26 protein-coding genes and 1 tRNA gene are annotated in these 26,921 nt (G+C 70.6%); 19 read left to right on the plus strand and 8 right to left on the minus strand.

Annotated elements, in window-relative coordinates:
• The first annotated feature begins 91 nt into the window (after positions 1-91).
• From WG212_RS20435 to WG212_RS20445, 3 genes are all read left to right on the plus strand, one after another.
• A complete protein-coding gene (locus WG212_RS20435; protein WP_337188957.1) occupies positions 92-544 on the plus strand; it encodes a hypothetical protein in 453 nt (150 codons plus the stop codon).
• A 9-nt stretch (positions 545-553) separates the two neighbouring features.
• The gene (locus WG212_RS20440) at positions 554-1,288 is read left to right on the plus strand and encodes an RluA family pseudouridine synthase (RefSeq protein WP_337188958.1); all 735 of its coding nucleotides are present in this window, start codon (positions 554-556) and stop codon (positions 1,286-1,288) included.
• Positions 1,289-1,401: 113 nt separating this feature from the next.
• Positions 1,402-1,887 (plus strand): hypothetical protein, encoded by a 486-nt coding sequence (locus WG212_RS20445; RefSeq protein WP_337188959.1) that lies wholly within the window; start codon positions 1,402-1,404, stop codon positions 1,885-1,887.
• A 162-nt stretch (positions 1,888-2,049) separates the two neighbouring features.
• Here WG212_RS20445 and WG212_RS20450 read toward each other — a convergent pair whose 3' ends face one another.
• A complete protein-coding gene (locus WG212_RS20450) occupies positions 2,050-3,309 on the minus strand; it encodes a hypothetical protein (protein ID WP_337188960.1) in 1,260 nt (419 codons plus the stop codon).
• A gap of 57 nt (positions 3,310-3,366) precedes the next feature.
• Here WG212_RS20450 and crcB point away from each other — a divergent pair, with 57 nt between their 5' ends.
• From crcB to WG212_RS20490, 8 genes are all read left to right on the plus strand, one after another.
• The gene (crcB, locus tag WG212_RS20455) at positions 3,367-3,750 is read left to right on the plus strand and encodes a fluoride efflux transporter CrcB (RefSeq protein ID WP_337188961.1); all 384 of its coding nucleotides are present in this window, start codon (positions 3,367-3,369) and stop codon (positions 3,748-3,750) included.
• Positions 3,747-4,724: an RluA family pseudouridine synthase gene (locus WG212_RS20460; RefSeq protein WP_337188962.1), complete on the plus strand. Its 978-nt coding sequence runs from the start codon at positions 3,747-3,749 to the stop codon at positions 4,722-4,724. The genes crcB and WG212_RS20460 overlap by 4 nt, the downstream gene beginning before the upstream one ends.
• A 289-nt stretch (positions 4,725-5,013) precedes the next feature.
• Complete coding sequence (locus WG212_RS20465) at positions 5,014-5,748, plus strand: ATP12 family protein (protein WP_337188963.1); 735 nt, start codon at positions 5,014-5,016, stop codon at positions 5,746-5,748.
• A gap of 89 nt (positions 5,749-5,837) precedes the next feature.
• Positions 5,838-6,836, plus strand: coding sequence for an LLM class flavin-dependent oxidoreductase (locus WG212_RS20470; RefSeq protein ID WP_337188964.1), 999 nt, complete (start codon positions 5,838-5,840; stop codon positions 6,834-6,836).
• 193 nt (positions 6,837-7,029) lie between these two features.
• Entirely contained in the window at positions 7,030-7,641 is a 612-nt protein-coding gene (locus WG212_RS20475) for a hypothetical protein (RefSeq protein WP_337188965.1), read from the plus strand.
• Between the two features lie 325 nt (positions 7,642-7,966).
• Positions 7,967-9,499 carry an acyl-CoA carboxylase subunit beta gene (locus WG212_RS20480; protein WP_337188966.1) on the plus strand — a complete coding sequence of 511 codons (1,533 nt, stop codon included), beginning with the start codon at positions 7,967-7,969 and terminating at the stop codon, positions 9,497-9,499.
• 97 nt (positions 9,500-9,596) lie between these two features.
• A complete protein-coding gene (locus WG212_RS20485) occupies positions 9,597-10,613 on the plus strand; it encodes a BON domain-containing protein (RefSeq protein WP_337188967.1) in 1,017 nt (338 codons plus the stop codon).
• Between the two features lie 42 nt (positions 10,614-10,655).
• A complete protein-coding gene (locus tag WG212_RS20490; RefSeq protein ID WP_337188968.1) occupies positions 10,656-11,453 on the plus strand; it encodes an aminoglycoside phosphotransferase family protein in 798 nt (265 codons plus the stop codon).
• Here the strand turns inward: WG212_RS20490 and WG212_RS20495 are convergent.
• Together WG212_RS20495 and msrB are read right to left on the minus strand one after the other, a co-directional pair.
• Entirely contained in the window at positions 11,450-12,283 is an 834-nt protein-coding gene (locus WG212_RS20495) for a hypothetical protein (RefSeq protein ID WP_337188969.1), read from the minus strand. The two genes, WG212_RS20490 and WG212_RS20495, sit on opposite strands and share 4 nt — an antisense overlap.
• On the minus strand, positions 12,283-12,783 hold the full coding sequence (msrB, locus tag WG212_RS20500) for a peptide-methionine (R)-S-oxide reductase MsrB (protein ID WP_337188970.1): 501 nt from the start codon (positions 12,781-12,783) through the stop codon (positions 12,283-12,285). The genes WG212_RS20495 and msrB overlap by 1 nt, the downstream gene beginning before the upstream one ends.
• Before the next feature lie 45 nt (positions 12,784-12,828).
• Between msrB and WG212_RS20505 the strand changes: the two genes are divergently transcribed.
• Complete coding sequence (locus tag WG212_RS20505; RefSeq protein ID WP_337188971.1) at positions 12,829-13,152, plus strand: heavy metal-binding domain-containing protein; 324 nt, start codon at positions 12,829-12,831, stop codon at positions 13,150-13,152.
• Positions 13,153-13,160: 8 nt separating this feature from the next.
• Positions 13,161-15,134 (plus strand): acetyl/propionyl/methylcrotonyl-CoA carboxylase subunit alpha, encoded by a 1,974-nt coding sequence (locus tag WG212_RS20510; RefSeq protein WP_337188972.1) that lies wholly within the window; start codon positions 13,161-13,163, stop codon positions 15,132-15,134.
• Here WG212_RS20510 and lipB read toward each other — a convergent pair.
• Complete coding sequence (lipB, locus tag WG212_RS20515; RefSeq protein WP_337188973.1) at positions 15,131-15,925, minus strand: lipoyl(octanoyl) transferase LipB; 795 nt, start codon at positions 15,923-15,925, stop codon at positions 15,131-15,133. The two genes, WG212_RS20510 and lipB, sit on opposite strands and share 4 nt — an antisense overlap.
• 11 nt (positions 15,926-15,936) lie before the next feature.
• Here lipB and WG212_RS20520 point away from each other — a divergent pair, with 11 nt between their 5' ends.
• From WG212_RS20520 to WG212_RS20545, 6 genes are all read left to right on the plus strand, one after another.
• Positions 15,937-16,233 (plus strand): FliM/FliN family flagellar motor switch protein, encoded by a 297-nt coding sequence (locus tag WG212_RS20520; protein WP_337188974.1) that lies wholly within the window; start codon positions 15,937-15,939, stop codon positions 16,231-16,233.
• Between the two features lie 73 nt (positions 16,234-16,306).
• Positions 16,307-16,391, plus strand: a tRNA-Leu gene (locus tag WG212_RS20525).
• A 155-nt stretch (positions 16,392-16,546) separates the two neighbouring features.
• Positions 16,547-17,962, plus strand: coding sequence for a magnesium transporter (gene mgtE / locus WG212_RS20530; RefSeq protein ID WP_337188975.1), 1,416 nt, complete (start codon positions 16,547-16,549; stop codon positions 17,960-17,962).
• Positions 17,963-18,059: 97 nt separating this feature from the next.
• Positions 18,060-19,340, plus strand: coding sequence for a lysozyme (locus WG212_RS20535; protein ID WP_337188976.1), 1,281 nt, complete (start codon positions 18,060-18,062; stop codon positions 19,338-19,340).
• A 37-nt stretch (positions 19,341-19,377) separates the two neighbouring features.
• Complete coding sequence (locus tag WG212_RS20540; RefSeq protein ID WP_337188977.1) at positions 19,378-20,544, plus strand: isovaleryl-CoA dehydrogenase; 1,167 nt, start codon at positions 19,378-19,380, stop codon at positions 20,542-20,544.
• Entirely contained in the window at positions 20,541-20,951 is a 411-nt protein-coding gene (locus WG212_RS20545) for a DUF3574 domain-containing protein (RefSeq protein ID WP_337188978.1), read from the plus strand. Before WG212_RS20540 ends, WG212_RS20545 begins: the two co-directional genes overlap by 4 nt.
• Positions 20,952-20,954: 3 nt before the next feature.
• On the opposite strand, the gene WG212_RS20550 is transcribed toward WG212_RS20545, so the two are convergent.
• The 4 genes from WG212_RS20550 to WG212_RS20565 form a co-directional block, all read right to left on the minus strand.
• On the minus strand, positions 20,955-21,761 hold the full coding sequence (locus tag WG212_RS20550; RefSeq protein ID WP_337188979.1) for a helix-turn-helix transcriptional regulator: 807 nt from the start codon (positions 21,759-21,761) through the stop codon (positions 20,955-20,957).
• A gap of 140 nt (positions 21,762-21,901) precedes the next feature.
• Positions 21,902-25,429, minus strand: coding sequence for a molybdopterin cofactor-binding domain-containing protein (locus tag WG212_RS20555; protein WP_337188980.1), 3,528 nt, complete (start codon positions 25,427-25,429; stop codon positions 21,902-21,904).
• Positions 25,426-25,920 (minus strand): (2Fe-2S)-binding protein, encoded by a 495-nt coding sequence (locus WG212_RS20560; protein WP_337188981.1) that lies wholly within the window; start codon positions 25,918-25,920, stop codon positions 25,426-25,428. Before WG212_RS20560 ends, WG212_RS20555 begins: the two co-directional genes overlap by 4 nt.
• Positions 25,917-26,921: an alpha/beta fold hydrolase gene (locus WG212_RS20565; protein WP_337188982.1), complete on the minus strand. Its 1,005-nt coding sequence runs from the start codon at positions 26,919-26,921 to the stop codon at positions 25,917-25,919. Before WG212_RS20565 ends, WG212_RS20560 begins: the two co-directional genes overlap by 4 nt.

A 26,921-nucleotide genomic window follows, 5' to 3' on the forward strand; every position in this document is an offset into this window, starting at 1 on the left:
AGGCGCTGGCGCCCGCGCGAAGACGCGGGAGAACATTGTTTTCCTACGCCATCGCGCCTAGCCTCGCCCCGGGGCGCGGGAGGAACTTCTCATGACCGAGGCGACGGACACCCCGCGCGGGGTCGCCCCCTGGCATCTGTGGCTGGTGGGGGCCGTGGCGGTGCTGTGGAACGGCTATGGCGCGTTCGGCTATCTGATGACCCACTTCCGGGGCGAGGCCTTCATGCGCAGCGCCGGCATGACCGAGGCGCAGGTCGCCTTCGCCGCTGGCGCGCCCGCCTGGATGACGGCGGCCTGGGCCATCGGCGTCTGGGCCGCGCTGGCCGGGTCGCTCCTCCTGCTCCTCCGCTCGAAGTGGGCGCTGCACGCCTTTGTCGTGTCGATCGCGGGGTTCCTGGCAAGCATGGCCTACACGCACCTGCTGTCCGACGGCGGCGTGGTGATGGGGGCCTCGGGCCTCGCCATCAATGTGGCCGTCGGCGTGAGCCTGGCCCTCTTCGCCGTGTACGCCTGGCGGATGACGAAGCGGGGCGTTCTCCGCTAAGCCCGGCGGGTGAAGCCTGATCCGAAACCCGTTCTCCTGAGTCCCGAAGAGATCGCCTTCGTCCGCGGCCTGGTGCTGTACGAGGACGCCGAGATCTTGGCGCTGGACAAGCCGGCGGGCCTGTCCAGCCAGGGCGGGCGGGGGCAGGTCCATACGCTGGACGAGCTGCTCTGGGCCTTCGCGAAGCCGGGCAAGGCGCGGCCGCGCCTGATCCACCGCCTGGACCGTGACACCTCGGGCGTGATCCTGACCGCGAAGACCAAGCCCGCGGCCGGCTTCCTGGGCAAGGCGCTGATGGCGCGCAAGGTGGCCAAGCAATACCTCGCCATCGTGACGCCCGGCGCGCCCGAGCCGCGGTCCGGGATCATCGACCAGCCCCTGCGCCGCGACGAGCAGGGCCGCGAGGCGTTCATGCGGCCCTGCGACGCCGGCCATCCCGACGCCGAGCAGGCGCGTTCCCGCTATCGCACCCGCGCGGCCGGCGACGGGGCGGCCCTCCTTGAGCTGTCGCCCGAGACGGGGCGGATGCACCAGCTCCGGGTCCACCTGGCCTCCATCGGCCGGCCCATCGCGGGCGACGCGCGTTATGGCGGCGCGCTGGTGGTCGGCGGCCATCCGGTCCCGCGCCTGATGCTGCACGCGACGGCGCTGGACGTTCCGCACCCGGCCGGCGGGCGCAGGCGGCTGGAGGCGCCGCCCCCCGCCGATATGACGGCCCTCGTGTCCGCCCTCGGACTCGCCTGACGCCCGTGTCCGGGGCGGCCGTGTCCGGGGCGGCCGTGCGGAACAGCCGCGCCAGATGCGCCGTTTCGGTCTAGAAGGGCTGCGAGGGACGCCTGCCACGCTTGGATCGCCATATGCTTCGCCCCATCCTCGTTCTCCTCGCGGCGCTGAGCCTCGCCGCCTGCGCCACGGCGCCGACGCTCTACCAGCCGGCCGCCGGGCCGGACGCCGTGGGCTACCGCGAGTACCGCATCGAACCGGGCCGCTACCGTGTCACGTTCCGGGGCGGCCCCGGGGCGCCTCCGGCCCAGGTGCAGGACTACGCCCTGCTGCGGGCCGCCGACCTGGCGATCGCCGAAGGCTACGACTGGTTCCGCGTCGCCGACCGCTTCATGGAGGGCCGCCCCGACAACAGCCCGCGGGTCGGCGTCGGCGTGGGCGGCGGAAACTACGGCTGGCGCAGTGGCGTCGGCGTCGGGGTCGGCACGAGCTTCAACCTGGGCGGCGGCCCGGCCGTCGCGTCGACCGTCGAGGTCGTCATGGGCCGCGGCGCGCCGCCGCGCGACGCCGACGTCTATGACGCCCGCGCGCTCCGCGGCACGCTGGGCGCGCGTATCTGAAGAGAGAAGGCCGGGGCCCTTACGCCCCCTCCGTCCCCCGGATCAAGTCCGGGGGCCACCTCCCCCGAAGTGTGCCCTTCGGGGGAGGAGCGGATGCGTCTCGCTCCTCCCCCGCCTCAGCGGGGGAGGTGGCAGCGAAGCTGACGGAGGGAGGCGCTGAGTCTAGGCCACGTCGCGCCGGGTGACCGTGTTGGGTGCGGCGCGGATCGCCGCGTGGGTGAAGCCGGCGTCGTCGGCCATCTCGAAATGGAGGCGTTCGGCCAGGCCCTGGGCGATCAGGGCGGGCGCCTTCCCACGCATCTGGAGCGCCATCGCCCGCATGAAGGCCTCCAGCTGCGGGTCCGGCAGGCCCAGGTCGGCGAAGTCGGCGACGAGGCCGTTGAAGCGCGCGCCGCTGACGGGGCCCAGCGCCTCGCGGTTGGGCTGAAGGCGGGCCAGGACGCCCCGGGTGATCCCGCCCACCAGGCTGACCACCTCGACCAGGCGGCCCGAGGGCGTGCCCCGCTCGACGTCGATGAACTCCAGCATCGCCCCCTGGCGCACCTGTTCGTTCGATGCGCCGGGCACATTCAGCAGAAGGTGCCGACCCTTGCGCCCGCCCATGGTCCGGAACGAGACGGGCAGGATGACGGGCGGCTGCTTGCGCGCGTCCTCGGGCAGGAACAGCCCGCCGAAGGCCACGGTGGCGCGGTCGATGGCCAGCATGTCCTCGTCGGCCAGCCGGCCGAACTTGCGGACGGGGATCACCTCGCCGGTGTCGCGGAAGGTGACGGTGGGTTCGATCCTCAGCACCGCCGTGACGCCGTGGCGCAGGCTGACCACGTGCTCCAGCGAAAAGTCGATCTGGATCGCCTGGCCATTGAAGGCCACGAACGAGACGGGGTTCCTCTCGCGCTCGCGCTCGGCGCTGACCCGGTTCCGGTAGGGCGAGAACGCCGGCGCGGATTCGGTCGGTCCGGGGGTGGCCCGGGCGGTGGCTCGGGCGGTGGCGATCGCATCCGGGTCGACGTCGGCGCAACTCAGGTAGTCGCCGTCGATCTTCGTCACCGCCTTGATGCGGATGTCGCGGCGGTCGACCGATCCCAGGAAGAACTCCAGCACCTCTTCCAGCACCCGCATGCCCACGGCCTGGGCGGCGACGCCGTCCTCGGTGGTCATGGCGACCAGGACGTCGGTGTCGCTCAGTTGCTGATGGATGTCCTGGTAGGACAGGTACTCGTTCAGCTTTCGGGCCGTGTAGCCCCAGACGTCGTCCCGCTTCCTGTCCCAGCGGTCGCCCGAGCGTTCGCGGATGGCCTCGACGCTGATCACGAACACGCCGCCCCGTTCCAGGCGGTCGGAACCGGCCAGCCGCTCCAGCACCGTGGAGGCGGTCTTGGCGCTGATGCGCGTGATCGGCGTGTCGAAGGGGGGACTCGACATGGGGCCACCTTCGCCGACGTTGGCAAAGGAACTGTTGCCGCGCATAACCGCGGGCGAATGCAGACTCTCCTTCTCGTGGCCGCCGGCGGCGCGGTGGGGTCGGCGGCGCGGTACCTCGTGGGGGTGCAGGCGCTGCGGGCCCTCGGGCCGGGCTGGCCCTACGGCACCTTGGCCGTCAACGTCGTCGGCGGCTTCCTGATGGGCGTCCTGGTGGGCGTCCTGGCGCTCCGCGGCGGCGCCGACCAGGAGAAGTGGCGGGTCCTGCTGGGCGTCGGCGTGCTGGGCGGCTTCACCACCTTCTCGGCCTTCTCGCTGGAGGTGGCGCTGATGATCGAGCGGCGCGCCTGGGGCGCGGCCTTCGCCTACAGCCTGATGTCGGTGGTGCTCTCGGTGGCGGCGCTGTTCGCCGGCCTCATCCTCATGCGCCGGTGGCTGGCGTGAGGGAGGTCCGCACCCTCTATGTCGACAAGGGCGAGGAGGGCGTTCGCCTGGACCGCTGGTTCAAGCGCCGCTGGCCGCACCTGAACCACATCCAGATCCAGAAGCTGACCCGCTCGGGCCAGATCCGCGTGGACGGCGCCCGCGCCAGGCCCGACACGCGGCTCTCGGCCGGAAGCCAGGTCCGCGTGCCGCCGCTGCCCGACACGCCGCCGCCGCAGGAGAAGGGCCGGCTTCCCGACCGGGACATCGCCTTCGCCCGCAGCCTGGTGATCTACGAGGACGAGGAGGTCCTGGCCCTGAACAAGCCCTCGGGCCTGGCGGTGCAGGGCGGCACCAAGACCAGCCGGCATGTCGACCGCCTGCTGTCGGCCTGGGGCGAGGGCCTGGAGCGGCCCCGGCTGGTCCACCGGCTGGACCGCGACACCTCGGGCGTGCTGGTCCTGGGCAAGACCCCGGCCGCGGCGGCGAAGCTGGCCGGCGCCTTCGCGCGGCGGCGGGCGCAGAAGGTCTACTGGGCCATCGTCGCGGGCTTTCCCAAGCCGGGCGAGGGCGTCCTCGACCTGCCGCTGGCCAAGCGCGGCGTGGGCGACCGCGAGATGATGGTCCCGGCCGATCCCCGGGACGAGCGCGCCGAGACGGCCGAGACCGAGTTCGTCACCCTGGCCCGCGCCGGCCCGCGCGCCGCCTGGATGGCGCTCTGGCCGCACACCGGGCGCACGCACCAGCTCCGCGCCCACATGCTGGCCCTGGGCCATCCGATCCTGGGCGACCCGAAATACAACGACGAGGCCTCGGTCGCGCTGTCCGAGGGGCTCAGGCTCCAGCTCCACGCCCGGCGCCTGGTCCTGCCGCACCCGTCCCGCGGGACCCTGATGCTGGAGGCCCCGATCAGCCCCGAGCTGAAGGCCGGCTTCGAACGCTTCGGCTTCGACGAGCACGAGGCCGACCCCGAGCCGTTCGGCCGGCGGCGGTAGCGCCAGTTTCTCCAACCGCGAACGAACGCGAAGAGACGCGCCGCAGGCGCGGTAAGATGACCGCCAAGACGCCAAGAGCGCCAAGGCGACCGGCGCCGGTTCGCGGGCCTCTTGGCGGCCTTGGCGTCTTGGCGGTTGAATAGGGCGCTGGCGCGCCCGGACGCCAGTATCCCCGCGCGCTACGCCGTTCCCTTTCGCGTTCGTTCGCGGTTCCTTCGCGTCGCCGCTTGCCGGCCGCGCGTTTCCTCGCCATTTCAGCGCGCGATCCCGGGCAGTCGAAAGGACAGGCATGGACCTGCGCAAAGGCTTCCATGAGCCGGTCGAGAAGCCCCGGCGCTTTTATGAGGCCGTGAGCCTCGTCGACGCCGAGGGCGGGGTCCAGGTGCTGCTGGACGGCCGCAACCTGCGCACGCCCAGGGCGATGCGGATGATCCTGCCGACCCGCGCCGTCGCCGAGCAGGTGGCCGAGGAGTGGGCGGGGCAGGGCGAGACGATCGAGATGGCCGCCATGCCGGCCACCAGGCTCGCCAACACGGCCATCGAGTCGATCCCCGCCGCCCGCGAAGGCGTCGCCGACCAGGTGGCGCAATATGCGGGCTCGGACCTCGTCTGCTACTTCGCCGAGGCGCCCGAGGCGCTGGTGGCGCGCCAGCGGGCCGGTTGGGAGCCGGTGCTGGCCCGGGCGGAATCCGAGGCCGGCCTGCGTTTCGAGCGTTGTGCGGGGATCGTCCACCGCGACCAGCCGCCGGAGACCCTGGCCGAGGTGCGTCGCCTGGCCCTGACCCTGGGCGATTTCGAACTGGCCGGGCTGGCCTTCGGCACGCCGCTGTTCGGCTCGGCGGTCTTGGCGCTGGCGCTTCACCGCGGCTGGCTGTCGCCGGACGAGGCGTTCGATCTTTCCCGGGTGGACGAGGCCTTTCAGGAAGAGAAATGGGGTGTCGACGACGAGGCCGCCGAGCGCGCCCGGCGCCTGCGCGCGGAGGCGCGGATGCTCGGACGCTGGTTCCGGAGCCTCGCTGGGTGACGTTCGGGCGAAGGCGAACCGCCGTCCGGCCGGCGCACGAATCCGTCGGGCGGCTCGCGCCAGCGCCCGCGAGCCCCTAAATGGGCGGCATGGTCCCGCTCTCCGTCCTCGATCTGTCCCCCATCGTCCAGGGCGGCGGCCCCGGCCAGTCGCTGCGGGCGAGCCGCGAACTGGCGCATGCGGCCGAGCGCCTGGGTTACCGGCGCTACTGGCTGGCCGAGCACCACAACATGACCGGCATCGCCAGCGCCGCGACGGCCGTGGCCCTGGCCTATGCGGGCGAGGGCACGTCCACGATCCGCCTGGGTGCGGGCGGGGTGATGCTGCCCAACCATGCGCCGCTGGTCATCGCCGAGCAGTTCGGGACGCTGGAGGCCATATTCCCCGGGCGGGTCGACCTGGGCGTGGGCCGGGCGCCGGGCACCGACCAGCTCACCGCGCGGGCGTTGCGCCGGACGCTGGTCGGCGGCGTCGACCGTTTTCCCGAGGACGTGCTGGAGCTGATGGCCTTCCTGGCCGACCCGCAGCCGAACCAGGCCATCCGCGCGGTGCCGGGCGCGGGCTCGAACGTCCCGGTGTGGATCCTGGGCTCCAGCCTGTTCGGCGCCCAGCTCGCCGCGGCGCTGGGGTTGCCCTTCGCCTTCGCTTCCCACTTCGCGCCGCAGATGCTGGACGAGGCGGTGGAGATCTATCGCCGCGAGTTCACGCCCTCGTCCGAGGGGGCGAAGCCGCACCTGATGCTGGGCCTGAACGTGGTGGCGGGCGAGACCGACGCCGAGGCGCGGTTCCTGTTCACCTCGATACAGCAGGCGTTCCTCAACCTGCACCGCGGCCAGCCCGGGCCCCTGCCGCCGCCGCGGGAGGATCCGGACGGCCTGTTGGCGGGCGCCACCCTCCAGCCGGGCTCGCCGCTCTCCAAGGCGGTGGTCGGGGGACCGGACACGGTGCGCCAGGGCCTGCGGGCCTTCATCGAACGCCATCGCCCGGACGAGATCATCGTGACCGCCCAGATCTTCGACCAGGCCCGGCGTATCCGCTCGCTGGAGCTGGTCGCCCAGGCCCGCGACGCGCTCGCGCCGGCGGCCTGATCGGGCAGGGGCGCGAAGGTCGCTTCCGGTCGATCTCCGACAAGCTCCGGCAAGCTCCAATGTGTCACCGCGGCCGCAGGCCCGCGGGCCGTCCGGGAGGACATGGAAAGGGAACTCGAAGTCACTCGCCGCCCGGCTGGCGTGGCCGTTAGGGCTTGACTTTCCCGTCGATCTATGTTCTTGTTTTGTTCTAATGTCGCCGACCCCGGACCCCCACGACGCCGATCCTGCCGAGGCCATGCTCGCCCAACTGGCCGGCCTCGACCTGTCCCTCGCCCGGCACGTCCATGCCTGCGCCCTGGCGACCGAGGAGCCCAAGGAGGTCGCCGACCTGGCCAGGGCTTATCAGCGCATCGCCCGCTCCATGCGCCAGAGCCTGGCCTTGCTTGCCAGGCTCAAGCGCGACCGCGAGGCCGCCGAGCGCGCCAATCCCCCGCCGCCGCCCCGGCTCGACCGGGTCCGCGCCGCCCGGCGCAGGGCCGAGGTCCAGCATGCCGTCTGCCGCGTCATCTGGGACGAGACCGAGAGCGAAAGCGAAGACGAGGAGGCCCTGCTGGCCGTCCTCGACAATTGCCTGAACATCCGCGCCCGCGACCCCGGGTTCTACGAGACCGGCCTCGACCACCAGGTCCTCGACGCCTGCGCCACCCTGGGCCTGCCCCTCGACAAGGCCGACCGCTGGCGCGACCTCCCCGACCTCTCGCACCAGCGCAACAGCGACCACGATCCGTTCGGCTTCGACGCCTTCGACGACGAGGGCGACGAGGAGCTCGACCCCGAGCCCGCCCTCCACAGCTCCGCCTGAGCCTCTCCCGGCGAAGCCGCAGCGGCGCGAAGCGCCCCTCGTTCGAACCCCGAAAGACACGAAAAGGCACGAAAGCGCCCCGGGTCCCCCGACGGGCGGCGCCTCCACATGCCTTTTCGTGCCCTTTCGTGCTTTTCGTGGTTCCTGATCTTCAAGACCGTGGAGCCCGCAGAGATACGCAGAGGCGCCCCTCCGCGCCCCTCCGCGATCTCTGCGGTTTCCCGGCATCCGCGCCTGCGGCGCGCCGCAGGCGGCTCCCCCGGCGTGAACTTGCCTCGGCGGTTGTGCGGCTCTACGCCTGCGCTGCCGTGAAGGAAGAGCGCCCGTGAAGCATATCCTGGAAGAACTCGAGAAGCGCCGCGCCGAGGCCCGCCTGGGGGGCGGCGAGAAGCGCATCGCCAGCCAGCACGCCAAGGGCAAGCTGACGGCGCGCGAGCGCATCGACCTGCTGCTCGACGAAGGGTCGTTCGAGGAGTTCGACATGTTCGTCGAGCACCGCGTGGCCGAGTTCGGCATGGAGAAACAGCGCATCCCCGGCGACGGCGTCGTCACCGGCTGGGGCCGCATCAACGGTCGGGTGGTGTTCGTCTTCTCCAAGGATTTCACGGTCTTCGGCGGCTCGCTGTCCTCGGCCCACGCCGAGAAGATCCTGAAGGTCCAGCGCCAGGCCATGAAGGTCGGCGCTCCCGTCATCGGCCTGTTCGACGCCGGCGGCGCGCGCATCCAGGAGGGCGTCGCGGCCCTGGGCGGCTATGCCGACATCTTCCTGGAGAACACCCTGGCCTCGGGCGTGATCCCGCAGATCAGCGTGATCATGGGCCCCTGCGCCGGCGGCGACGTCTATTCGCCGGCGATCACCGACTTCATCTTCATGGTGAAGGACACCTCCTACATGTACGTGACCGGCCCCGACGTGGTGAAGACGGTCACCCACGAGGACGTCAGCCACGAGGACCTGGGCGGCTACCGCGTCCACGCGCTGAAGTCCGGCGTGGCCGACGGCGCGTTCGAGAACGACCTGGAGGCCCTGACCCAGGTGCGCCGGCTGGTCGACTTCCTGCCGCTCAACAACCGCGAGAAGCCGCCGGTCCGCGAGGCCTACGACGAGCCCGGCCGGGCGGAGATGAGCCTGGACACCCTGGTCCCGGCCAACCCCAACAAGCCCTACGACATGAAGGAGCTGATCCTGAAGGTCGTGGACGAGGCCGACTTCTTCGAGATCAGCCCCGACTTCGCCAAGAACATCGTGGTGGGCTTCGCCCGCATGGACGGCCAGCCGGTGGGCATCGTCGCCAACCAGCCGCAGACCCTGGCCGGGGTGCTGGACATCGATTCCAGCCGCAAGGGCGCGCGCTTCGTGCGCTTCTGCGACGCCTTCGAGATCCCGATCATCACCTTCGTGGACGTGCCGGGCTTCATGCCGGGCACCAAGCAGGAGCAGGGCGGCCTGATCCGCCACGGCGCCAAGCTGCTGTTCGCCTACGCCGAGGCCACGGTGCCCAAGATCACCCTCATCACCCGCAAGGCCTATGGCGGCGCCTACGACGTGATGAGCTCCAAGCACATCCGCGGCGACATCAACTACGCCTGGCCCACGGCCGAGATCGCGGTGATGGGCTCGAAGGGGGCGGTGGAGATCATCTTCCGCTCCGAGATCGGCGACCCCGAGGCGATCGCCGCGCGCGAGGCGGAATACAAGGCCAGGTTCGCCAATCCGTTCGTCGCCGCCTCGCGCGGCTACATCGACGACGTGATCATGCCGCACTCCACGCGCAAGCGGATCGTCAACGCGCTGAAGAACCTCAAGGGGAAGCAGCTCACCAACCCGTGGAAGAAGCACGACAATATCCCGCTCTGATCGCGACGAACTTTCGGGGAACCCCTTCGCGGCGGACTTGTTCTGACAGCCAGGCGGGCATGGCCCGCGCCTGAAACCCGGAACAGAGGAGAACGCCATGGCGGGACGCTGGAACGACGAATGGGACTGGCGCGCCGAGCGCGACTGGCGCGACGACGAGCGCTACGAGACCTATGAGGCCGAGAGCGGCGGCCGGGCGCGCTGGCCGCGGTCGGAAGGCCGTTCCTTCGAAGGCGACCGGGTGTTCGGCGAACGCGACAGCGGCGTCGGCTACAATCGCGGTCGCGACGAACGGCCCGACTGGCAGCGCGCCGACTATCGCGGCGTCTCCCCCGCGATGCGCCGGGGCGACTACGAAACCGGCTATCGCGCCCGCTCGGGACAGGACGCCCGGCGCTACGACACCCATACCAATGCCTACGGCGCCAACGACTGGCGCAACGAACAGCCGGGTCCCTACGGCTATGCTCCGGAAGGCCGCCGGTTCGGGACGGCCGACGCCGACCGCCGGTGGTCGCGCGAGATGCGGCGGCCCGTGTACGGCGACGCGCGCACCGCCTATGGCGCGCCCGACAGCTTCGACTCCGCGCGCAGCTACCGCGACTCGGACGATGGCCGGGACTTCGAGGATCGGGCGCGTGAGGCGGGAGACTTCTTCCGACGGGCGGGCCGGCGGATCTCCAACTGGTTCAGCGACGCCACGGACTTCGACGACGACCGCGAGCGCTATGAAGCCTATCGCGGCCATCGCGGCGTCGGGCCCAAGGGCTATCAGCGTTCGGACGACCGGATCGGGGACGAGGTGAACCAGCGGCTCACCGACGACGCCTGGCTGGACGCCAGCGAGGTGAGTTGCTCGGTCTCGGGCGGCGAGGTGACACTGTCGGGCACGGTGCGCAGCCGCGAGGCCAAGCACCGCGCCGAACGCCTGGTCGAGGACGTCTCGGGCGTGAAGCACGTGCAGAACAATCTGCGCATCGACCCCGGCTCGTACTTCACGCGCTCGGGCCGCGGGTTCGATTACAGCGCCGACGAAGCCGGCATGGCCTCGTCCGAGACGCTGAAGGACGTGACCGACGGCCACAACGGCCCGCCGGCGCAGAAGAAGAACTAGCCGAGACACGCGCCGCCCGGCCTCGCTAGGCTGGGCGGCGTGATGCTGTCCGCCTTTCAGCCCTGGCTGGCCCGTTGGGGCCTGGAGCCCGACGGCGAACCGTTCGTCACCCCCTATGCGGGCAGCCGCCTGCTTCCGGTCCGCCAGGTGGGCGTACAGGGTAGCGTCGCGGCCATGCTCAAGCTGGCGTCGTCGCCGGATGAGCGTCGTGGCGCGCGTCTGATGGCCTGGTGGGCGGGGCAGGGCGCGGCGCCCGTGCTGGCCCATGACGATGACGCGCTTCTGATGCTTCGGGCCGATGGCGACGGCGATCTGGTCCAGTCGCCCGACGAGGCGGCGTTTCCTCGACTGTGCGCGGCGGTGGCGGCCCTTCATCGTCCCCGGCCCGATCCGCCGGACATGCCGCCGCTATCGCGCCTGTTCCGAGCGCTGCTGGACTCCGCAGAGCCACGATTGGCGGCGCCATGCGCGGTGGCGAAGGCCTTGCTCGACGATCCGCGCGATGAGGTTCTGCTGCACGGCGACGTCCACCACGGCAACGTCCTGGACTTCGCGGCGCGCGGCTGGTTGGCGATCGACCCGTGGGGCTATACGGGCGAACGCGCCTATGACTACGCGAACATCCTGCGCAATCCCGACCTGGAGCGCGTCCGGCGGCCAGGGCGGTTCGACCGCGGACTCTCGGAGATCGCGAGCTTAGCGAGCCTGGACCCGGTGCGGCTGTTGCGCTGGACCTATGCGCACGCCGGGCTGGCCGCCGCCTGGGAACTGGCGGACGGGCACGATCCGGCCCGCTCCTGGGCGGTGATGGAGTTGGCGGAAGCGAGGCTTCACATCTAGAGCGCGGGCGCGGCTGGGGCCAGGCCGGCCCTGGGCGCGACGGGCGTATCGCCCGGAAACTGGGGGCAGCGGTCCCAGTTGAAGGCGCGCACGCCGAAGACCTCGACACAGGCCGGGACCCCGCTGCGCCCGATTCGGCCTTGCCGTTGCAGCCATGTGCATTGGGCCACCGCTCCGATCAGGTAGCTGGCCACAGGGGAGTCTGGGTCGCGCCGGTTCGCGATGCCGCGGTCGCCGGCGCGGGTGTCGGTGAAGGCCATGCCGTACCCCATCGGCGTGAGAACGATGGTGTGCGCGTACTCGTGCGCGGCCACGTTGACGGCGCAGGACCGGGCGACGACGTCCGGATGCGCGAAGGCGGCGAGGACCGGGCGGCCGATCAGCATGTCGGCATAGCGGCCGGCGACCGCGCCTTCGCCCGCCGCGGCGAGGATGGGACCGCCGCCGTCGACCACCGCCACCTGGGTCGGCGCGAAACGGGCTCCGAAGGGCTTCAGGCCGACGATATCGGCGATGCGGGCGATGGTGGCGCCCTGTTCGGACGGGCGGGCGTAGACTCCCGGGTAGCGGCCTTCGAGAGCCAGCAGGTTGCGGCGGAAGTCGTCGGAGACCAGCACCGCGTGGGCCTGCTCCAGGAGGCGTGTGAGGGCGGCTGTCTCGGCGTCGTTCGCGGTGTGGAGACTGTCGTAGGGTGCGCGCCCCGGCGCGGTGTCCTCCATACGGTTGCCCCAGGCGATCCAGCCCACCATCCCAGCCGCGGCCAGGGCCGCCCACAGGCCATTGGTCCAGAGGCTGCTGGCCCTAAGCGTCGGCCGACCCCCGTCGGACATCAGCCGGCGGGAATGAGGTGGGCGTTGTCGCCGCGCTTCAGCGGGTCGCGCAGAGGGGCGCCTGTGGGCGTGAACTCCAGCGAGACCGAGTTGATGCAGTACCGCAGCCCGGTCGGCGGCGGGCCGTCGGGGAAGACGTGGCCCTGGTGGCTGTCGCAGCGGGCGCAACGGGTCTCGATCCGGACCATGCCCCACGATGTGTCGCGAACGCCCTTCACATGGGCCTCGTCGATGGGCGCCCAGAACGAGGGCCAGCCGGTGCCGCTCTCGAACTTGGTCCGATGGCGGAACAGCGGCAGGCCGCAGAGGCGGCAGCCATAGACGCCGTCGTCCTTCTGATCGAGCAGGCCGCCGCAGAAGGGCGCCTCGGTGCCGTGGTGGAGGAGGACGTCGGCCTCCTCGCGCGTGAGGCCCGCTTCCAGGCGCTTGCGTTCCTCAGCGTCAGGCGGCGAGAGGGAGAAACCGGAGGGGGAGACCGCTGGCGTGCTCATGGGCGTCAATTTAGGGTCGCGTTTTCCGCTGCGGAAGACCGGAGTTGATGCGCCATGATCATCTCGACCACGCCCGAGGTCGCCGAAGGGCGGGTCGTCAGGACGCTGGGCGTCGTGACGGGCGAGGCCATTATCGGCGCGCATATCTTCCGCGACTTCTTCGCCGGGGTGACCAACATCATCGGCGGCCGCGCCGGAGGCTATGAGAAGGCGCTGAGAGAGGCCCGCGACATCGCCCTTCAGGAGATGGAACTCGAGGCCCGTTCGCTGGGCGCCGACGCCATCGTGGGCGTCGACCTGGATTACGAGAATCTCGGCGTCCAGAACGGAATGCTCATGGTCGCCGTCTCGGGCACGGCCGTGAAGCTGAGTGCATAAGGACTGGAATGTTCTCGAAAATCCTGATCGCGAACCGCGGCGAGATCGCCGTCCGGATCATCAAGACCTGCCGCCGGCTGGGGATCAAGACGGTGGTCGTCTACTCCGAAGCCGACGCCGATTCGATGGCGGTGGAGATGGCCGACGAGGCGGTCTTCATCGGTGGCGCTCCGGCGGCGGAGAGCTATCTGGTGGCCGACAAGATCGTGGACGCGGTGCGCCAGACCGGCGCCGAGGCGGTCCATCCGGGTTTCGGTTTCCTGTCCGAGAACGCCGGGTTCGCGCGTCGGCTGGCCAAGGAGGGGATCGTCTTCATCGGGCCCAATCCCAAGGCCATCGAGGCCATGGGCGACAAGATCGAATCCAAGAAGTTCGCCGCCAAGGCGGGGGTCTCCACCGTGCCCGGTCACGTGGGCGAGATCGACGACACCGATCACGCCATCAAGATCGCCGAGGAGATCGGCTATCCGGTGATGATCAAGGCTTCGGCCGGCGGCGGCGGGAAGGGCATCCGGGTGGCCTGGAACCGCAAGGACGTGGAGGAGGGCTTTCCCGCTGTGCGCGCCGAGGCCAAGGCCAGTTTCGGCGACGACCGCATCTTCATCGAGAAGTTCATCGAGAGCCCGCGCCACGTCGAGATCCAGGTGCTGGGGGACAAGCACGGCAATGTCGTCCACCTGTTCGAGCGCGAGTGCTCGATCCAGCGTCGCAACCAGAAGGTCATCGAAGAGGCGCCCAGCCCGCTGCTGGACGAGAAGACGCGCCGGGCGATGGGGGAACAGGCCGTCGCGCTGTCCAAGGCCGTCGGCTACGACAGCGCCGGTACGGTGGAGTTCGTGGCCGGGCAGGATCGCAGCTTCTTCTTCCTGGAGATGAACACCCGCCTGCAGGTCGAGCATCCTGTCACCGAGATGATCACCGGCGTGGACCTGGTCGAGCAGATGATCCGTTCGGCCGCCGGCGAGAAGCTGCCGTTCGCCCAGAAGGACCTGAAGATCAACGGCTGGGCGATGGAGAGCCGGATCTACGCCGAGGACCCGTACCGCGGCTTCCTGCCCTCGATCGGCCGGCTCGTCCGCTACTCGCCGCCTCAGGAGGGCGAGACGCCCTACGGCTTCGTCCGCAACGATGCGGGCGTGCGAGAGGGCGACGAGATCTCGATGTTCTACGACCCGATGATCTCCAAGCTGTCGACCTGGGGAAAGACCCGTGAGGCGGCCATCGACGTGATGGGCCGGGCGCTGGAGGACTTCCACATCGAGGGCCTGGGTCAGAACATTCCGTTCCTGGCCGGTGTCATGGACCAGGCGCGATTCCGCTCGGGCAAGCTGTCGACCAACTACATCAAGGACGAGTTCCCCGACGGCTTCCACGGCCTGCCGCCGACGGACGCGCAGCGCGACCTCATGAGCGCCGTGGCCGTGGCTATGCATCGGCGTTTGCAGGCGCGCGCCGCGCCGGGCTCGGTGCGCGACGAATGGATCGTCGTGGCCGGGCCGAAGAAGATGTCCGTCTTGGCGCGGGCCGTGGACGGCGGCCTGACCCTCGAGGCCGATGGGCGCAAGCTGCGGCTGGAGGACATCGCCTGGCGGCCTGGCGAGCCGCTGTTCCGGGGCAATCTGGATGGCCGCGACTTCACGGTCTCGGTGAAGCCGGCGGCCGAAGGCTTCGTCATCCGCCATCGGGCGACCACCCTGCATGTCCTCGTGCTGACCCCGCGTTCGGCCGAACTGCATGACAAGCTGCCGCCCAAGAAGGCGGCCGACACCTCCAAGATGGTCCTGTCGCCGATGCCGGGCCTGGTCGTCTCGATCGACGTGGCGGCGGGGCAGGAGGTCAAGACCGGCGAGGTCGTGGCCGTTCTCGAGGCCATGAAGATGCAGAACATCCTGCGGGCCGAGCGGGACGGGACGATCAAGGCCGTGAACGTCAAGGGCGGCGACAGCGTGGCCGCCGACGAGGTTCTGGTCGAGTTCGCTTAGGGACGCTTCGAAGCTCCGGTCCTCGGAGCTTCGAGAGGCGCCGTTGCGGGCCGTTGGATCGGTGCTTCCGCGTCCTCCACAGGGCCGAACGTCCGCCGGAAGCTCGCTTTCAGCGCCGCGTCGGCTTCGGCCATCGTCACGGGCAGGCCGCGGTCGACGAGGCTGGTGACCCCGTGGTCGGTGACCCCGCAGGGGATGATGCCGTCGAAGTGGGAAAGATCGGGCTCGACGTTCAACGACACGCCGTGGAACGAGACCCACCGGCGCAGCTTCACGCCGATGGCGGCGATCTTGTCTTCGCGTGGGAGAACGCCGGGCGTGCGCCGCTCGACCCAGACGCCCACCCGACCCTCGCGCACCTCGCCACGGACGTTGAAGGCGTCGAGCGCGCCGATCACCCAGGCCTCCAGCGCCGCGACGAACGCGCGCACGTCGCGCCGGCGCTTCGAGAGGTCGAGCATGACATAGGCCACGCGCTGCCCAGGCCCGTGATAGGTGAACTGGCCGCCGCGCCCGCTCTGGAAGACCGGGAAGCGGTCCGGATCGATCAGGTCGGCGGCCTTGGCCGAGACGCCCGCGGTGTAGAGCGGCGGATGCTCCAGGAGCCAGACCAGCTCGCCGGCCCGTCCCTCGGCGATGGCGGCGGCGCGGGCCTCCATGAAGGCGACGGCCTCGGGGTAGGGGATCTGGGCCGTCGAGACGGCCCACTCGCAGGCGGCCCCATCGGTGCGACCGAAGGGCGCTGGCGGGACCGTGTCCGAAGTCTCCGGATTTAACGCGCGATCAAGCATGTTCACCCAATGTGGGGCGGTGCGCGCCTTGCGCAAAGGATTTGAGGTGTTCGGGCGTGAGCCAGGTCAAGGCGGTCAATGTCGAGATCCAGGTGGTGCTGGGCCGCGCCACCCTGCCGATGGCGCAACTCCTGCGCATGGGCCGTGGCGCGGTCATCCCGCTGGACACGACGGTGAACGAGGAAGTCTGGATCCTGGCCAACAACCACCCGGTGGCGCGTGGCGAGATCCAGATCAATGACGAGCGCATCGCCATTGCGGTGACCCGCGAGGCCAACGTCTATGACTACATGGCCGGCGGCGTCTGAGCAGGCTCCAAGCCGACGAAAGGGGCGCTTCACAAAGCGGGCGGGGTTTGCTACCTGCCGCGCCTCACCACGAGCGGTCGTGGCGGAATTGGTAGACGCGCAGCGTTGAGGTCGCTGTGGGGCAACCCGTGGAAGTTCGAGTCTTCTCGACCGCACCAGTGAATTTAGGGCCATCATCCCGGACCCTCCGACGGCCGGGGTTGAAACCCGTCTCTGCACGACGAATGGTCTAGACTCACACGAAGCGGCGCGAGCGGGCGGCGCGCCTTCGGGGAACAAGCAGAGCCGCTCATATACAGATCGGGAGGTCCGCATGAGCCGCGAAACGGACGACCTCGCCGACGTGGCCGACGCCGAGGAAGACCTCGAAGACCTGGCCCTCGAAGACGACTACGCCCTCAATCCCGAGTTCGTGTCCGACGTGGCCGACGCGCTGGACCGCGGGGACGCCGAGCGGCTGCGCGAACTCCTGGCCGCGCTGCATCCGGCCGACGTGGCCGATCTCATGGGCTTCCTGGCGGCCGATGCGCGCGCGGAACTGATTCCCCACCTCGATCCGGAAACCCTGGCCGAGATCCTGTCCGAGCTGGACAGCGAGATCCGCGAGGCGGTGCTGGAGCACGTGCCGTCCGCCACCCTGGCCAAGGCCATCGGCGAGATGGAGTCGGACGACGCGGCCGACGTCGTCGACGACCTGGAGGCCGACAAGCGCGCCGAGGTCATGGCGGCGATCCCCGAATCGGAACGGGCCGCCATCGAGACCAGCCTGGCCTACGAGGACGAGACCGCCGGCCGCCTGATGCAGCGCGAGGTGGTGGCCGCGCCGCAGTTCTGGACCGTCGGCCAGGCCATCGACCACTTCCGCCGGGACGCCGACGAGCTGCCCGAGCTGTTCTTCGACATCTATGTGGTGGACCCGGCCTACAAGCCGGTCGGGGCGGTGCCCGTCTCGCTGCTGCTGCGCCACAGCCGCCAGACGCCGCTGGCCCAGATCATGGAGGCGGTGACCGAGATCACCGTCGACCTGGACCAGGAGGAGGTCGCCTACATCTTCGACAAGTACCACCTGATCTCGGCGCCGGTGGTGGACACGGCCGGGCGGCTGGTGGGCCAGATCACCGTCGACGACATCGTCAGCATCGTCCAGGAAGAGGGCGAGGAGGATATCCTGGCCCTCGCCGGGGTGTCGGATGCGGGTCGCGACGCCGACGTGCTGGGCATCGTGAAGTCCCGCCTGCCGTGGCTGCTGATCAATACGCTCACCGCCGCCTTGGCCGTCAGCGTGATCGGCGTGTTCGAGGGCGAGATCGAGAAACTCGCCACCCTCGCCGTACTGATGCCCGTCGTGGCCTCGCTGGGCGGCAACGCCGGCACCCAGACACTGACCGTCGCCGTCCGGGCCCTGGCCAGCCGCGAGTTGTCGGCGTTCAACGCTGCGCGGACCGTGGCGCGCGAGATGGTGGTGGGCGTGGCCAACGGGGCGGTCCTGGCGGTTCTCACCGGCGTGGTGATCCTCGGCCTCTTCCACGACGTCCGGCTGTCGGCGGCTTTCGCCCTGTCGATGGTCATCACATTGTTCGTCGCGGGCCTGGCGGGCGCGCTGATCCCGCTCGCGCTGGACCGCATGGGTCGGGATCCGGCCGTTTCCTCATCTGTCTTCGTGACGTTCGTGACCGACTTCACAGGGTTCTTCGCCTTCCTGGGCCTTGCCGCGATAATCCTGCTGTAATTCTCGCGGGACCATCTGGCGTCAGGTTTGCGCTGGAGGTCCCAGGGCGCCCGCCGCCTGTGCCGAATTGAGACGACTGGGGAGCTATTAGGGAGCCATGCTCTCGCGCCACCGCGTTTCCCGGGCGGCCATCGAACTGATCAAGCGGTTCGAAGGCTACCGCCGACACGCCGCCCAGCTGCCCGACGGCCGCTGGACGATCGGTTATGGGCATACGCTGACCGCGCGCGCGGGGGCCGAGGTCTCGGAGCCGGACGCCGAGGCGCTGCTGGTCTACGACCTGATCGCCGTGCAGCACGCGGTGAACGAAAGCCTCTACGCACCCATCGGCCAGAACCAGTTCGACGCGCTCTGCAGCTTCGCCTTCAACATCGGCCTGGACAATTTCCGGCGCAGCCAGGTGCTGAAGCGCCTGAACGCCGGCGCCATGGTCCAGGCCGGCTGCGCCATGGAGCTGTGGCGCAAGACCGATTTCGAGGGCGAGCGGATCGTGCTGGACGCCCTGGTCCGCCGGCGCGCCCAGGAGAAGGCGCTGTTCCTGACGCCGGACGACGGCGCATGGGCCGCCGCGCCCTCGTCGGTGCTGCGCCCGGCCATCGACCTGGACGCCCTTGATCTCGTGCCCGTGCGCCGACCGGTGACCGTCGAGGCCAGTTTCCAGGGCGATACGGTCTCGCTGCGCCGTGAGGGCGCCGTGACGGACGAGCCCGGGATCCCGGCCGAGCCGCCGCCGGACCTGGTCTCCGAACCTGTGGCGGCCGTCACGGCCGCCGCCGAGGCGGTGACATCGCGCCTGGAGAGCATTTTCGCCGATCCCGGGCGTGAGCCCGAAGCCGTCGCGGGTGCGGTCGCATCGGATTCCGCGAGCGATCCCGCGCCGGCTGAGCCTCCGGAACCCGGCCCGCGCCCTCAGGCCGACTTCGCGCCGCCGTTCATCACGTTGCCCGATCGTGGGCCCGACCCTGGGCCAGAACCTCGACCTGATCTCGAGCTTGATCGCGGCCCGCCCAGGTTCGAGACGGCCGCCGACGCCGAGCTGGACATCCCCCGGGCTCCGCAGGGTTCGGCGTTCCCGGACGTCCTGGATGCGCCCCTGGTCAATCTGGAGGTCGGGCCGTCCGAGTTCATCCCCGCGCGGACGCGGCCTGCGGCGCGCCCGAAGGAGCCCTCCCTGGTCCCGGACCTGCTTCTGGCCCTTCTGGGGCTGGCCTTCTTCGGCTTCGGCCTGTTCTGGGGCCTGAACTGGCGGGGCGATGTGGGCGGGATCGTCACGCCGCGGATGGTCGCCTGGTCCGCGGGCCTGGCGGGGGTCGGCTTCGTGGCGGTGGCGGTCTTCCGCCTGTTGCAGCGGCTGGGGCGCGAGGCCGAACGGGACTGACGTCGCGGCGCGACGCGCGGCGTGCTAACCAGCCCGCATGATCCCGAACCACGGACCTGCGATGGATTTCGGCCTGGGCGAGGCCGCTGACGCCATCCGCGACACCACGGCGCGTTTTTCGGCGGATCGCATCGCGCCGCTGGCGGCCGAGATCGACGCCACCAACACCTTTCCCCGCGCCCTGTGGCCGCAGATGGGCGAACTTGGCCTGCACGGGATCACGGTGGAGGAAGCGTTTGGCGGCCTGGGCCTGGGCTATCTCGAGCATGTGGTGGCGATGGAGGAGGTGTCCCGCGCCTCGGCCTCGGTGGGCCTGAGCTACGGCGCCCATTCCAACCTGTGCGTGAACCAGATCCGCCGCTGGGGCACGCCCGGGCAGAAGGCGCGCTACCTGCCCAAGCTGATCTCGGGCGAACATGTCGGCTCCCTGGCCATGAGCGAGGCGGGCGCGGGCTCGGACGTGGTCTCCATGCGCCTGCGGGCGGACAGGAAGGGCGACCGCTACGTCCTGAACGGGACCAAATTCTGGATCACCAACGCACCGCACGCCGACACCCTGGTGGTCTACGCCAAGACCGATCCGGAAGGCGCCTCTCGCGGGATCACGACCTTCCTCGTCGAGAAGGGCATGAAGGGGTTCAGCGTCTCGAACAAGCTGGACAAGATGGGCATGCGCGGGTCCGACACCGCCGAGCTCGTGTTCGAGGACTGCGAGGTGCCGGAAGAGAACGTGATGGGGCCGGTCGGCGGCGGGGCCGGGGTGCTGATGAGCGGCCTGGACTACGAGCGCACGGTGCTGGCGGCGGGCCCGCTGGGCATCATGCAGGCGTGCCTGGACGTGGTCCTGCCCTACGTGCGCGAGCGGAAGCAGTTCGGAAAGCCGATCGGCAGTTTCCAGCTCATGCAGGGCAAGGTGGCCGACATGTATGTGGCCCTGAACTCGGCGCGGGCCTACGTCTACGCCGTCGCGCGGGCCTGCGACGCCGGCCGCACGACGCGGTTCGATGCGGCCGGGGCGATCCTGATGGCCTCCGAGAACGCGGTGAAGGTGGCGCTGGAGGCGATCCAGGCGCTGGGCGGGGCCGGCTACACCCGCGAGTATCCGGCCGAGCGGCTGCTGCGCGACGCCCAGCTCTACGACATCGGGGCCGGCACCAACGAGATTCGCCGCTTCCTCATCGGCCGGGAGCTCGTGGGCGGATGAGGATCGTGCTGGCCATGCTGGCGATCGCGGCGGTGGTGGGGTGCGCCAGTCCCCGCGCCGTGGCGCCGCTGTCCGCGTGCCCCGACGGACAGTCCCAGCTCCGCACGGCCCAGGTCTTCCTGGCCGTGAAGCCGCCGGCCCGGGTGGGCGAGGCCGATCTGCAACGCTTCGTGGACGATGAGGTCCGGCCGCGCTTTCCGGACGGGGTGACGGTCGTCAAGGGCGGTGGCCAGTGGACCGGGACCGAGGACCGCCTGATGCGCGAGGCGCGCAAGGTCGTGCTGATCGCCCTGCCGTCGCGCGGCGATCCGACGGCCGAGGTCGAGGCCGTCCGGACGGCCTACAAGGCCCGGTTCCGGCAGGAAGCCGCCGTCGTGCTGCCGCCCCCGACTTGCGTCACGCTGTAGGGGCTATGCGGCCGAGAGCCGCGCGTCGTGCGCCGCGCGCAGGGCGTCCGCCGTCGCGGCGTCGGCGGGGAAGAAGGTCTCCAGCGTCAGTTCCGACAGGGTGATGTCCACGGGCGTGCCGAACACCGTCGTGGTTCCGAGGAACGACAGCAGGGTGTCGCCGGCCAGGAGCTGGAACGGGATCGCCACGTTCCCGTAGTCCTCGGGCCGGCGGTCGGGGGCCGGCGGCTGGGGATAGCCCCGGATTTCCTCGATCAGGTCCGCGAGGCCGGGATCGGCGGTCAGCTCCACCTGCCGCCGGAGCCGCTCCAGGGCGTGGGCGCGCCATTCGCCGAGGTTGGCGATGCGCGGCGCCAGACCGTCGGGGTGCAGCGACAGGCGCATGACGTTGGGCTGGCCGGCCAGGAGTTCGGGCGCCACGCCCGCCAGCAGCGGTTCGATCGCCGCGTTCGCCGCCACCAGATTCCAGCGCAGGTCCACCACCAGGGCCGGGTAGGGCTCGTGCGCCTTCAGGATGACGTCCACCGCGCGGCGGGCGGCCGCCAGGTGCGGATCGTCGAGGCGACGCTCGGGGAACATGGGCGCAAAACCCGCGGCGACGAGGACGACGTTCCGCTCGCGCAGCGGGATGTCGAGCTGTTCGGCGAGGTGGAGCAGCATCTCCCGGCTGGGCTGGGCGCGGCCGGTCTCCACGAAACTGAGATGGCGGGTCGAGATGTCGGCCTCGAGGGCCAGGTCCATCTGGCTCATCCGCCGGCGGGTCCGCCAGGCGCGCAGGTGTTCGCCGACGTGCTTGAGGGCTGGGGTCATGCGCTCGACCTTAGCGGCGGCGCGATGCGGGTCCATGACCTGTCAGGTAAAGCGATGTCCGGATCAAAGACCGGCGTTGCCTGAGACGATGCCCCTCACGCCACAGCCCAGGCGTGCGTTGGGCCTTGGGGAGCGCGGGTTCAGTTCTGACGGATTCGCCTCACCGCCTCGGGCACGTCGGGCCAGGCGGGTTTGCCCGAAGCCTGGGTCCGGCGGATGTAGGTCACCAGCTCGGTGAGCTGGGCGTCGTTCAACTGCCGCTCGAAGGCCGGCATGGCGCCGCGTACGCCCTTCGCCGGGTCGTCGACCCCCTGCAGGATCGTGCGGATCAGGTTGTCGGGGCGATCCGCATGGACGGTGCTCGAAAGGGCCAGCGAGACCTGGCCGCCGAACATGGCGGGATCGTCGTTGGCGTGACAGACGGTGCAGGCGCCGTCGAAGATGCGGGCGCCCAGGCTGTCCACCGGCTGGAGATGGGTGCGGGCGAGGCTGGTCAGCGCCTGAGCGCGGGCGGCGGCCCCCGCATCCCCGATCGCGGTCGGTGCGCGCGAGGCGAGGTAGTGCGCCATCGCGCGGATGTCGCTGTCGGGAAGCGCGCCCAGTTCGGCCACGACCGCCAGCATGGGGCCGGCGGTCGCACCGTGGTGATGCGACGCTCCGGTGCGCAGATAGCGGAAAAGGTCTTCCTCGGTCCACGGGACCGGCGCCGGCGAGAGGGGGCCGAGGGCGGGCGCGTCCCAGCCGTCTACCACGCCGCCCGCCAGATGCCGCTCGCCGGCCGCTTCGGCGCCCAGGGCGTTGCGTGGGCTGTGGCAGGCCGAACAGTGGCCGGGGCCTTCCACGAGATAGGCGCCGCGATTCCAGAGTTCCGAGCGCGCGGGGTCGGGCGTGAACGCCTCGGCCTTGTGGAACATGGCGTTCCAGGCCGCCATCAGGGGCCTTGCGTTCATGGGGAAGGCCAGCCGGGTCTGAGGCGCCGGAGCGCTGACCGCCGGCTGCGCCATGAGGTAGGCGTAGAGCGCCTGGAGGTCGGCGTCGGTCATCTTCGCGAACGATGTGTAGGGGAAGGCCGGGTAGAGGTGGCGCCCGTCGCGGGAGACGCCGTGGCGCATGGCGCGCTCGAACGCGGGATAGGACCAGGCGCCGATACCGGTGGGGATGTCGGGTGTGATGTTCGTCGAATACACCACGCCGAACGGGGTTTCGAGCGCGTGCCCGCCGGCGTTCGCTTCGCCGTCGGGTGCGGTGTGGCAGCCGATGCAGTTCCCCGCCGCCGCGACCAGGCGGCCGCGCTCGATCGTCTCGGGCGAGAAGACGCCGGCGCCGGGCGGAGTCACCGCCGGGATGGCGGGCTTGAAGGGGGTCAGGAGAGCGACGGCTGCGGCGCTCAGGGCGCCTGCGGCGACCAACCAGGGCGCGGCCTTGGCCGGCGTGTTGCGGGCCGGCGTCCCCGAGGGCGCCGTGGCAGCCTGCCCGGCGGCCGCCAGGCCTGCGCGGACGCGCTCGGGCGTCAGCGGCAGTTCGCGGAAGCGCACGCCGGTGGCGTCGTAGACGGCGTTGGCGATCGCCGCCGCGCTGGGCACCGACGCGCTTTCCCCGACACCCAGGGGCGGGTCGTCGGGCCGGGGAACGAGGTGGGTCTCCACCACGGGAACTTCGGTGAACCGCAGGATCGGATAGGTGGACCAGTCGCGGCTGGTCACCGCCGTCTCGTCGAACGTCACCCGCTCCTTCAGCGCGCGGCTCGTCGACTGGATGACGTTGCCCTCGATCTGGTGGCGCACGCCGTCCGGATTGATGACCATGCCGGAATCCTGGGCCACGGTGACCTTCGTCACCGCCACGTCCCCGGTGGCCTTGTTGACCTCGACGTCCACGACCCAGGCCGCCGCGGCCGCCGCCTTGCCGGGGAAGGGGCCGTGGACATAGACCGCGTAGGCGAAGCCGCGCCCCCGGGCGACGTCAGGGCCGAGGGTTTCCTTCTGGGCCCCGATCCGCGACGTCCAGCCGGCGCGCTCGGCGACGTAGCTGACGAGGTCCTTGGCGCGCGGGTCGTCCATGTGGCGCAGGCGGAAATCCACCGGGTCCGCGCCGGCCGCCTCGGCCATCTCGTCCATGAAGGACTCGTGGGCGAAGACGTTGGGCATGGCCGAGACGCCGCGGAAGAAGGCCGCGCGCACGATGGCGGCCTGGTCGTGCGCCACCACGCGCATCGCCGGATAGCGGTAGGGCGGTATGGCCGTGCGGTCGCCGCCGGGCGAGACCTCGGGGATCGGCTCCACCTTGCGGGTGAGCAGCAGCGCCAGCATGGGCGACAGGTTCGACGGGTAGCGCGAGGCGAAGTCGTAGGCGGCGAGTTCGCCGGCGGCGTCCAGGCCTCCGTCCACCTCCATGAGCTGCGCGGCGCCCTTGGGTTCCCAGGCGTGTTCCTGGTCGCGGGAGAGCTGCACGCGGACCGGCGCGCCCACGGCGCGCGCCAGCAGGGCGGCGTCGGCGCCCACGTCGTCCATGCCGCTGCGGCCATACGAGCCGGCGGTCTCCAGGCGGACGATCTCGATGTCCTCGACGCCCATGTCGAGGAGGGTGGCAAGGTCCGAGCGGAGGAGCCGTTGGGTCTGGGTGCCCGACCACACTGTGAGGCGACCGGCCTCGTCGAACGCCGCCACGGAACAGCAAGGACCGATCGAGCCGTGCATCTGGTAGGGCCAGACATAGGTGTAGGACCGGCGGGTGGCGGCCGCCGCCAGCGCGTCGTCGACGTCGCCCGTGTCCTTCAGGGTCCGCGGCTTGCTGGGGTTGGCCCGCACCGCCTGGAGGGGGGACTCCAGGTCGGGCAGGGGCTCGACCTGCGCCCAGGTGACCCGGAGGGCGCGGGCGGCGGCCTCGGCGTCCTCTTCGCGCGCGGCCACGACGCCGACGAAATCGTGGATGACCACCAGCGTGACGCCGGGAATGTGCGCGATCGACGTCTCGTCCACGCCTCGGAGGCTGCGCCCCACGAACGCGCCGCCGTCCCGCCCGGCGTAGGGTGGCCGGATGACCCGGCCGTGCATCATGCCGGGCAGCCGCATATCATGGACATAGGTCCACTGGCCCGTGGCCTTGCCGGGGATGTCGACCCGCGGCGTCGAGCGGCCCACGATGCGATAGCGCGCCGGGTCCTTGAGCGGCGCAGCGTCGTCGAGGTCGAGCACGATCGTCTCGCCTTCGATCAGCTCGCCGAAGCCCAGGGATCGATTGCCGCCGTCACGGGGCGAGATCACGCCGTCGACGACGTCGAGATCGTCGACGGGGACGTCGAGCAGGCGCGCGGCTTTGGCCATCAGCCATTGCCGGGCCTGGGCGGCCGCGCGGCGCAGCGGAACGGCGGTGAACTGGATCGTTTCGCTCGCGGTGGTATGGCCCTGGTCCGGCGTCCACAGCGTGTCGCCGAGGATCATCGAGACCTTGTCGAGGGGCAGGTCCAGTTCCTCGGCGATGATCTGGGCCAGCGAGGTGCGGATGCCGGTGCCCAGGTCGACGTGGCCGTTCAGCCCGACGGCCGTCCCGTCGTCCAGCAGGACCACGAACAGTTCGGAGGCGGCGCCCGCCTTCGGCCGGACCACGGCCAGGACGCCCGGCCGGCGCAGGAGTTCGGCCGGCGAGGCGGCGGGGAGGCGATGGCTCATTCCGCCCCCGAAGCCAGGCCCGCAGCGGCTGTCCGCACCGCCTTCAGGACCTCCATGTGCGAGCCGCAGCGGCAGAGGTGGTGCTTCAGGGCCGTGCGGATCTCGGTCTCGGACGGCGCGGGCGAACGCCGCAGCAGCGCCACCGTGGCGATGATCATGCCGTTGACGCAGTAGCCGCACTGCGTGGCGTTCTCGGCGATGAAGGCGGCCTGGACGGGGTGCGGGGCCTCGGGTGTCCCCAGGCCTTCGAGCGTGGTGATCTCCAGGCCCTCCAGGCCGCCCGCGGGCAGGACGCAGGCGCGGGCCACCTTGTCGCCGATGAGGACCGAGCAGGCGCCGCACTGGGCCAGGCCGCAGCCGTACTTCGGGCCGTTCAGCCCCAGGTCGTTCCGCAGGACCTGGAGCAGGGGCGTCCGCGGCGCGGCGGTCACGTCACGGGTCTGGCCGTTGACCGTCAGCCGGATGAGCGTCGGGCGCGTCGCCGTCGTCATCTGGCGAGGATGTCTCGAACGGCCTGGTCCACGAAAGCGATGTCGACCGGATCGGTCCCGGGAGCCCCTGCGCGATGCCCCCAGACGGACGGAATGACGCGTAATTCAGCATTCGGCATGTGGCTGACCTCGATCTCGCTGTCCTCGGGCGGGAAATACATGTCGGTCCGGGAGGGCATGACGATCGCCTTGGCGGTGATCCCTGCGAGGGCTTTCGCGTAGTCGCCGCCGTAGAGTTCGTTGCGGCTGAGGTCGGCGCCTTGCCAGGTCGCCACCTGGGCCAGCACGTTGTTCGCGTCGGTGACGGCGCCCGGCTGGACCCGGTCGAGGTATTCCCGCGTGGTGGCGAACCCCATCTTGAGGTGGAGGTTCTGGCGATAGAACGCCTGAGACAGGCCCCAACTGTCGAACACCAGCCGCATGCGGCGGAACGCCAGGGTCAGGGGCTCCTTGTACTCGCCGTCCTCGAACGCCGGGTCCGAGGTCATGGCGGTCTTCACGTTCTCCAGGAAGATGTAGTTGTGGACCGACGTGCGCGCCGATCCCACGAAGGGAAGGATGCGCTCCACCTTGTCGGGATAGTAGGCGCCCCACTGGAAGGCGACCTGGGCGCCCATCGAGCGGCCGACGACCAGCTTCAGGACGTCGACCCCGAACACCTCCGACATGAGCCGCCGCTGGGCCTTCACGTTGTCCAGCACCGACACGTATGGAAAGCGGGGGCCGTCGAACGGAGCCGGCGTGTTGCTGGGCGAGGACGACTGGCCGTTCCCGATGATGTTGACCACGACGATGAAGTAGCGGCTCGGGTCCAGCGCCTTGTCCGGCCCGATGATCCAGGCGTTCGAAGGGTGGTTTCCGCCGAACCAGGTCGGGAACAGGATGGCGTTCGACTTCTCCGCGTTGAGCTCGCCGTGGGTCACGTAGGCCAGCTTCAGGTTCGGGATCGTCGCGCCGCCCTCGACGGCGGTCGGGCCCAGCTCGAAGATCTCGGGCGCCAC

The organism is Phenylobacterium sp., assembly GCF_037189685.1.
Lineage (GTDB): Bacteria > Pseudomonadota > Alphaproteobacteria > Caulobacterales > Caulobacteraceae > Phenylobacterium.